This window comes from Protofrankia sp. Cr1, assembly GCF_963555865.1.
In the GTDB taxonomy this organism is placed as follows: domain Bacteria; phylum Actinomycetota; class Actinomycetes; order Frankiales; family Frankiaceae; genus Protofrankia.
Genome location: NZ_CAUVXO010000143.1, coordinates 1 through 7671, shown reverse-complemented (window position 1 = coordinate 7671; position 7671 = coordinate 1). Strand labels below are relative to the sequence as shown.

The 7671-nt window shown below is 67.8% G+C and carries 7 protein-coding genes; all 7 read left to right on the top strand.

Features of this window, described 5'->3' with window-relative positions; translation table 11 throughout:
- Positions 1 to 51: 51 nt before the first annotated feature.
- The 7 genes from U9980_RS13380 to U9980_RS13350 all read left to right on the top strand — a co-directional run bounded on the left by U9980_RS13380 (position 52) and on the right by U9980_RS13350 (position 7630).
- The gene (locus U9980_RS13380) at positions 52 to 2346 is read left to right on the top strand and encodes an MMPL family transporter (protein WP_322768208.1); all 2295 of its coding nucleotides are present in this window, start codon (positions 52 to 54) and stop codon (positions 2344 to 2346) included.
- Positions 2343 to 2930 (top strand): hypothetical protein, encoded by a 588-nt coding sequence (locus U9980_RS13375; protein WP_322768207.1) that lies wholly within the window; start codon positions 2343 to 2345, stop codon positions 2928 to 2930. The genes U9980_RS13380 and U9980_RS13375 overlap by 4 nt, the downstream gene beginning before the upstream one ends.
- Positions 2927 to 3736 (top strand): SDR family oxidoreductase, encoded by an 810-nt coding sequence (locus U9980_RS13370; RefSeq protein ID WP_322768206.1) that lies wholly within the window; start codon positions 2927 to 2929, stop codon positions 3734 to 3736. The genes U9980_RS13375 and U9980_RS13370 overlap by 4 nt, the downstream gene beginning before the upstream one ends.
- A 108-nt stretch (positions 3737 to 3844) precedes the next feature.
- Positions 3845 to 4522, top strand: a complete 678-nt coding sequence (locus tag U9980_RS13365) for a TetR/AcrR family transcriptional regulator (protein ID WP_322748185.1) — start codon at positions 3845 to 3847, stop codon at positions 4520 to 4522.
- A gap of 107 nt (positions 4523 to 4629) precedes the next feature.
- Entirely contained in the window at positions 4630 to 5700 is a 1071-nt protein-coding gene (locus tag U9980_RS13360; protein WP_322768205.1) for an amidohydrolase family protein, read from the top strand.
- A 151-nt stretch (positions 5701 to 5851) separates the two neighbouring features.
- Positions 5852 to 6805 carry an SDR family oxidoreductase gene (locus tag U9980_RS13355; RefSeq protein WP_322768204.1) on the top strand — a complete coding sequence of 318 codons (954 nt, stop codon included), beginning with the start codon at positions 5852 to 5854 and terminating at the stop codon, positions 6803 to 6805.
- Between the two features lie 6 nt (positions 6806 to 6811).
- Positions 6812 to 7630 carry an RNA pseudouridine synthase gene (locus U9980_RS13350; protein ID WP_322768203.1) on the top strand — a complete coding sequence of 273 codons (819 nt, stop codon included), beginning with the start codon at positions 6812 to 6814 and terminating at the stop codon, positions 7628 to 7630.
- Positions 7631 to 7671: the final 41 nt, after the last annotated feature.

Sequence of the window (7671 nt, the reverse complement as noted above, 5' to 3'; positions counted from 1 at the left end):
CAATCTGACCAATCTGACCAATCTTGACGACCTCCGGACGAGGCAGGCACCGTGATTCGAAGGCTCGCCACTGTCGTATGCGCACGTCCTCGCACGGTCGTGGTCGGGTGGCTGGTGCTGTTCGTGCTCGCGGCACCCTTCGGTCTCGCCCTGAACGCACATCTCAAGGCCGGCGGTTTCACCGATCCCCGATCGAGCGCCGGTGATGCCGCGGCAGTACTGGAACGTGCCTTCCACATCCCGCCGCACACGCTTCTCGTGGTGCTGCACACCGATGCCGGGCAGGTTACCGACTTTGTGCCGGCCGCGCGCGCCAGCGCGGCCGGGTTGGCTGACGTGACCGCGGTGCGGGACTACGGCGATGACCCGGCGTTGCTGTCGCAGGACCGGCGGACCACATTGCTCACCGTCAGTGTCAATGCTAGTGACACGGTGGCGCAGAATCTGGCACCCACACTGAGCAGCGCGGTCTCCGGCGCGGTGCACGGCGCCCAGGTCGACGTGACCGGGCAGCCGGCGCTCGACTACGCGTTGAACGTGCACTCCAAGAAAGACGTCGAACACGCCGAGATGATCGCTTTCCCGGTGCTGTTCGTCGTCCTCCTGCTGGTGTTCCGGTCGGTGGCGGCAATGCTCGTCCCGATCGGTGTCGCCGTGGTGGCCATCACCTGCACGCAGGGTCTGGCCTATGGCATCGCGCACGTGGTGGACCTGCAGATCCTGTTCACCAACGCGTTGTCGTTGATCGGTCTTGCGGTGGCGGTCGACTACTCTCTGTTTATCGTCAAGAGGTTCCGGGAAGAGCTCCGTCGTGGCGGGGATGTGCCGGCCGCGGTCACCACCGCGATGGCCACCGCCGGGCACTCGGTGGTGTTCAGCGGTCTGGCGGTCATGACCGCACTGCTCGCACTGTTCGTCCCGCGGATCATGGTGTTCGCCAGCATCGGACTCGGCGGGTTCATGGTGACCGCGGTGGCCATGGCCGCGTCCATGACGTTGCTTCCCGCCGTCCTGCGGCTGCTCGGTCACCGCATTGACTGGGGTACCGTCCGGCTCGGCGGCCGGGCCGCCATACCGACGGCGACGGCGGCGGCGGGGACCGTGCCACCGCCGGTCCCGCGGCTCTACCGGCGTCCCGCCATCGTGCTGGCGCTGGCGGTTGCGGGCATGCTCGCCCTGGCATGGCCGATGACGGCGCTGCGCCTGGAGGTCCCGGTGGCCTCCGCATCGATCTTGCCGGCTGACGACGAGGCACGCAAGGGTTTCGACCTGGTTCGCGCGAACCTCCAGGCGCGTGACCTGTTCCCCGTCCAAGTGGTGCTGACCAGCTCGGGTGGGGCCGGCGGGACTGCGCGCCTCGTCGACGCCGCGACCCGCGCCGCGGCCGTCGCAGCCAAAACCCCGACCGTGGGCGGCGTGTCCAGCGTCGCGTCGCTGGGGCTGCGCCGGGACGCGCTCATCACGGCGATCGACTCAGACCGCGCGAGTCTGCCGGTGGGCGCCCGCACGGCGCTGGACCAACTCTGGTCGACCGGGGCGGGGGAGACGGCCGTGACCCAGCTCGTGGTCACGCCCACCGCCGATCCGGACTCCACGGCCACCCACGATCTGGTCCGGCGGCTGCGGTCCGAGCTGCCGGCGGCGGCCGGGAGTGGGGTCACTGTGGCGGTCACCGGCGTCACCGCTCAGGGTGTGGACTTCGATCATGTGGTCGTCCGTTCCATGCCTGTGATCATCGGCCTGGTTGCCGTGGCCACCTTCCTGATCCTGCTCGCGGCGTTCGGCTCCTGGGCGGTTCCCGTCCTGGCTCTGGCGTTCAACGGCCTGGTCGTCACCGCCGGGCTCGGCGCGTTGGTCCTGATCTGCCAGCATGGCCTGCACCAGTCGGTGAACAGCGTGACCCCCGTGCTGCTCTTCGCCGTGATGTTCGGTCTCAGCATCGACTACATGGTGATCATGATGTCTCGGATCAAGGAGTTCCACTCCGCCGGCGAGCCCTACTCCTGGGCCGTTCTGGGAGGTCTCGGGCGGACGGCATCGATGGTCAACAGCGCCGCCCTGGTCATGGTCGCGGTCTTCGCGGCGTTCGCCACGGCACAGATCAGCGTCGTTCAGCAGCTGGGCATCGGTCTCGCGCTCGCCGTCATCCTGGACACGGTGGTGATCCGCCGGGTGATCCTGCCGGCGGCGCTGCTGCTCGCCGGCCCACGGGTGTGGCGTCGCCCGGGTGCGCCCACTGCGCCCATTGCCCCCGATGCCCCCGCCGTGCCGATCGTCCCGGAGCTGGCCGGGACCGTCCCGGAGCTGGCCGGGCTCGCCGGGAACGCCCGGCAGGTCTCGTCGTGAACAGCATGAAGATCGGAAATGTGCTGGTCGTGTTCGAGGGTGTCCGTCGGGTCGTCTGGCGGCATCGCCTGTTGCCGGCCGGTGTACCGGGCACCTCGACGTCATCTGACTGGGTGCTCGCGTCCGTGTGGCCCGACGCGCGCGAACAGCGTCAGGTGCACGCACACCTCGGCGCCGGTGATCCGCTGTTGGTCATGCTCGACAGCGAGCCGGCGGTGATCTCGGTGCCCGCCGAGAACGTCACCGAGCTGCCGGTGGGCCTGCGGCGCCCACCGGCAGGTGCCGACATCATCGATGTGGAGATCCCCGCGCTGGACTGGCTCCCCGACCACCTGGGCCGGCGCGGGCTCGCGTTCGCCCGGCATGCCCAGGCAAGGATCGCCGCCGTACCGGACTTCCTGCGGCCGGCGGTGGTGATCGAGGAAGGTGACGACGGGCCTGGGAACGGGACCGGTGAGGGGACTGAACACGTGCGATATGCCTACCGGACCGGCGTGCGGACCGTCCCGCCCGCCATGGTGAGGTGCATTGTCGAGCACCTGTTCGACGCCGCCTGTGGCATGGCCCCGGTGGTGTATCCATGACCACCACAGGGACCACGGCAGGGACCACCACAGGGACCACCACAGGGACCACGGCAGGGACCACGACGGCGGTGCCGGGGCGTCTGGACGGGCGGGTGATCGCTCTCACCGGCGCCGGGCGCGGCCTCGGGCTGGTCATCGCGCAGACCCTGGTGGACCGGGGGGCACGCCTGATCGCCAACTACCAGCACTCTGTGGATGAGCTGGCGCAGCTTCGTGACCGCCATCCCGCCGACGTCGTCCTCGTGCAGGGCGACGTCGGCGAGGAGTCCACAGCGCAGGCGCTGGCCGATGCGGCCCGATCGTTGGGCCACCTGGACACCCTCATCCACAATGCGGCTGTCACGCGGGACGGGCTCCTCGTCCAGATGCCGGTCGAGGACTGGGACGAGGTGCAGCGGGTCAATCTCCGGGGCGCGTTCCTGTGCACCAAACACGCACTACGGCTCATGATGCGGCGCCGGTACGGTCGGATTGTCTATCTTTCCTCGGTGGCGGCGGTCATGGGTAACCATGGCCAGGCCAACTACGCGGCGAGCAAGAGCGGGCTGGAGGGGCTCGCCCGGACGGTGGCGCAGGAGTACGCCCGGTACAACGTCCGCACCGTTGTGCTCGCGCCCGGGATCGTTGCAACCGGTCTCGCAGTGGCCATCGATCCCAAGATCCAAAAGGCCAAGGTGGCCCAGCTTCTGCTCGGCGAATCCCAGCCCGAGGACGTCGCTGCCGCGGTCGCCTTCCTGGCCGGGCCGGATGCGGACTTCGTCAACGCGACGACCCTGCGGCTCGACGGGGGCGTGGCCTTCTAGACTCCCAGGATGATTCGTGACGAGGACGCCGTCTTCGGGTAGTTCTCGCGAGGTAGTCCTGGGAACTGGGATCAATCGTCCCGGCGGGGAGCTGGAGGTGTAGTGGCGATGACGCCGACAGAACCCCGCGAGCGGCTGCCCGCGCTCGGCCTCGACGAGATCGTGTCGGTGGCGTTGGATCTCGCTCGGGAGCTCGGCCTGGACGGCCTGACCATGCGGACCGTCGCAGGCCATTTCGGCACCACCCCGATGGCGCTCTATCACCACGTCCGCGACAAGCAGACCCTGGTAGATCTTGTTGTGGACGCTGTGCTCGCGCAGGTGCGGGTACCCGACCAGGGCTCCTGGGAGCAGCGCCTGCGGACGTTGTCGCTGGCCGTCGCGGATGCCCTGGACCGTTATCCCGGTGTTGCCGCGCGGCTGGCCGACACACCGGGCCTGCCGCCCAACGGCCGCCGACTGATGGAGGCCTCCCTGTCGTTCCTGTTGGACGCCGGGTTTGACGAGACCGAAGCCGGGCTCGCCTATGCAACGGTCCACACGTTCATGTACGGCCGTTTCAACGTGGAGGCGGCGATGCGGGGACGGCGAGCACCTCGTAGCCGGGCGCCGGTGGCCGCTGGTTTCCCCGCGCTGGACCTGGTCGGTCCCGCCCAGGTCAACCTGCATGGGCGTGACTTTCGGGAGTACGGCCTGGACACCGTGATCAGCGGCCTGCGCAACCGGCTCGCCGAGACCCGGGCGCGAGCCGCCGGCGTGACCCCCGCGTCCCCGTCACCATCCTGACGGGGCCCGTCATCCCCCTTGCCGGGGGGCCTGCGGCAGAGGCGACACTCCGCTCGAATTGAGGTATACAAGATAAAGTCGTTATACCGAGTGGCGGGGAGTCGCACATGGTGAAGATCTGGGTCAACTCGGCGGACTCGCACGTGCTTGAGCCGCACGATCTGTGGAGGGACGCCCTCCCGAAGCGGCTCGCGGACCGTGCTCCACGCGCCGAGCGGGCGGATGGCAGGGAGACCGTCTACGTCGACGGGCAGATCATTCGCCGCGATCCGATCGCGTTCTCCGACGCGATGCGGCCGCCCGGCGCGGAGGACCCTCGCATCCGGCTGGAAGACCTCGACGAGCAGGGGGTCTGGGCCGAGGTCGTCTTCCCGTCCCGGGCGCTCTGGACGACGATCATGACTGATCGGGAGTTGGCCCGCGAGTGCGGGAAGGCCTACAACGACTGGTGCCTGTCGGAGGTCATGGGCGTCTCGCCGCGTTTCGTGGGAGTAGCCGTGGTCTCGGTGCTTGACACCGACGATGCCGTCGCCGAGCTGGCGCGCGCCGTGTCGGCCGGTTACCGGGCGGTGTTCCTGCCGGCGACCCCGCCGGAAGGCCGCGACTTCAACAACGAGGTCTGGGAGCCGCTGTGGGCGGCCGCGGCCGAGGCTGACATCCCGATCTGCTTCCATATCGGCACCGGTGCCGAACAGAAGGTAGCCCGGGGCCCGGGTGGCGCCGTCATCAACTACGTGGAGACCTTCTACCCGGCCCAGCGCACCGTTGCCCATCTCGTGGCATCCGGTGTGCTGGATCGTTACCCCGGCCTGCGGATCGTGATGGCTGAAAGCGGTGCCACGTTCGTCCCGGCGCTCGCCGACCGGATGGACGAGGCCTACCGCCAGCACGACATGTTCGTTCGCCCCAAGCTGTCGCGGCGACCCAGTGAGATCATCTACAGCCAGGTCTACGCATCCTTCCAGCATGATCCCAGCGCCATCGGTACGGCGACCGCGCTGGGTTTCCGCAACGTCATGTGGGGCAGTGACTACCCACATCTGGAGGGGACCTTCCCGAACACCCAAAAGGTGCTGCACGAGCTGTTCGACGACGTGGCGCAGGACGTGCGACGCCGCATCACCATCGACTGCTTCAACGAGGTGTTCGGGGTAGCCGAGCCGCCCGTGACCGTCTAGTGGGCCAAAGGGCGCGCGACGATCGTCAGATCGCGCGTCCGCAGGCCGTAGTCCCCGGAGCACTGACGGTCCGCGATCGCACTCACTTGTCCGAATGAAATATTGAACTATGTTCACTGTATTCGGACAGAGGTCGAGAGAAGGGGGCGCAATGAGCTCACTGGACGGCAAGGTGGCCATCGTTACCGGGGCGGGCCGGGGCATCGGACGGGAGGAGGCCCTGTGGCTCGCGGCCGAGGGCGCCCGGGTCGTTGTCAACGATCTTGGTGGCGACCGCACCGGGCTCGGAGCGGATGCGACACCGGCTCAGGAGACCGCGCAGTTGATCCGTGACGCAGGCGGCGAAGCGGTTGTCAACGGGGACGACGTCGCGGACTGGGCCGGTGCCCAGCGGCTCGTTCAGCAGGCGGTCGACACCTATGGCGACCTGAACGTGTTGGTCAACAATGCCGGGATCCTGCGTGACGGGATGAGTTTCAACGTCACCGAGGAGGACTGGGACGCGGTGATCCGCGTCCATCTCAAGGGCCACTTCGCGCCGTCACGGTTTGCCGCCGCCTACTGGCGCGGACGTTCGAAGGCAGGCCAGCCCACCTACGGGCGGATCATCAACACGACCAGCGACTCGGGCCTGTTCAGCAATCCCGGGCAGTCCTCGTACGCCGCGGCGAAGACGGGGATCGCGTCGATGACCCTCGTCCTGGCCCGCGAGCTGGAACGCTTCGGCGTGACCGTCAACGCGATCGCACCACGGGCGCGGACGCGGCTGACCGCGACGATCGGTATGACGCAGGAGGTGGAGGACGGTTTCGACGAGCTTTCGCCGGCGAACATCGCGCCGCTGGTCGCCTTTCTGGCCAGCCCGCACGCGTCCGACGTCAACGGGCAGGTCTTCTGCGTGGGCGGTGGCCAGGTGATCTGGATCGGGCCGTGGCACGAGGTGGGTCGGGTCGAACGGGACGCGCGCTGGACCGTTGAAGATCTTGTGAGTGCCCGGGCGGAGCTGTTCGCCGGTGGTTCGCCGGGCGTCCCGCCGCTGGTCATCCCAGGGTACGAGGCACCCGCCGGTGCTGCCGGTGCTGCCGGTGCCGCAGGCGCGCGGTAAACACTAGTGGCGGACTGGAGTGGGCTCCGAGAGCGGATCGTTCTCTGGGAGGACGACTTCGCGCTCGTGGTCAATAAGCCACCTGGGCTGTCCGTCATGGGTGAACGCCACGACACAGACCTCGTCACGATGGCTGCCGACGCCGGTGAGCTCCTGTGGTGGGTAAACCGAATCGACAAGGTGACCTCGGGCGCGGTGGTGCTCGCCAAGACGCAGAAATCCCATGGCGCGCTCACTCGCCAGTTCGTGAAGCAAACCGTGGCCAAGGCATACCTGGCGATATGCCAGCCTGGCCACTTTCCTGACCGGGGCACCATCGACCTGCCGCTGCTGACCGCTGGCAGCGGCAGGATTCGAGTAGCAGCAGAACGGCAGCATATCGAGCATGATCCAGCGGTCGGCACGTGGTATGTCAAGGCCGCCAACCTGCTGGCACGTAAGAACTACCCGTCACGTACCGACTTCGTGAACCTCTGGGATGACGACCAGCATGTCGTGGTCCTTGCGATGCCCGTGACCGGCCGCAGGCACCAGATTCGCGTCCACCTCGCCTGGGTCGGCCACGCCATTGTCGGCGACCCCTTGTTCAGCAAGAAGACCGACGCACCGACACCGCGTACCCATCTTCATTCATTGCGGATCGCTTTTGAGACGGCAGCGCCCCGGCCGCAGCGGGTCGAGGTTGAAGCCAAACCTGGTACCGACTTCTGGGAACCTGTTGTCCGGGGGTTGGCACCCCGTTCTCCCGACGAACTTCTGGATGCGGCCGATGCCATCCTCAAGGGAAATTCACGACGAGACCGGCGGCTACCCGTCAGCGGCTGATTGATCATGCTTATCAGGTGCACGGCCGTCAACGGTCAACC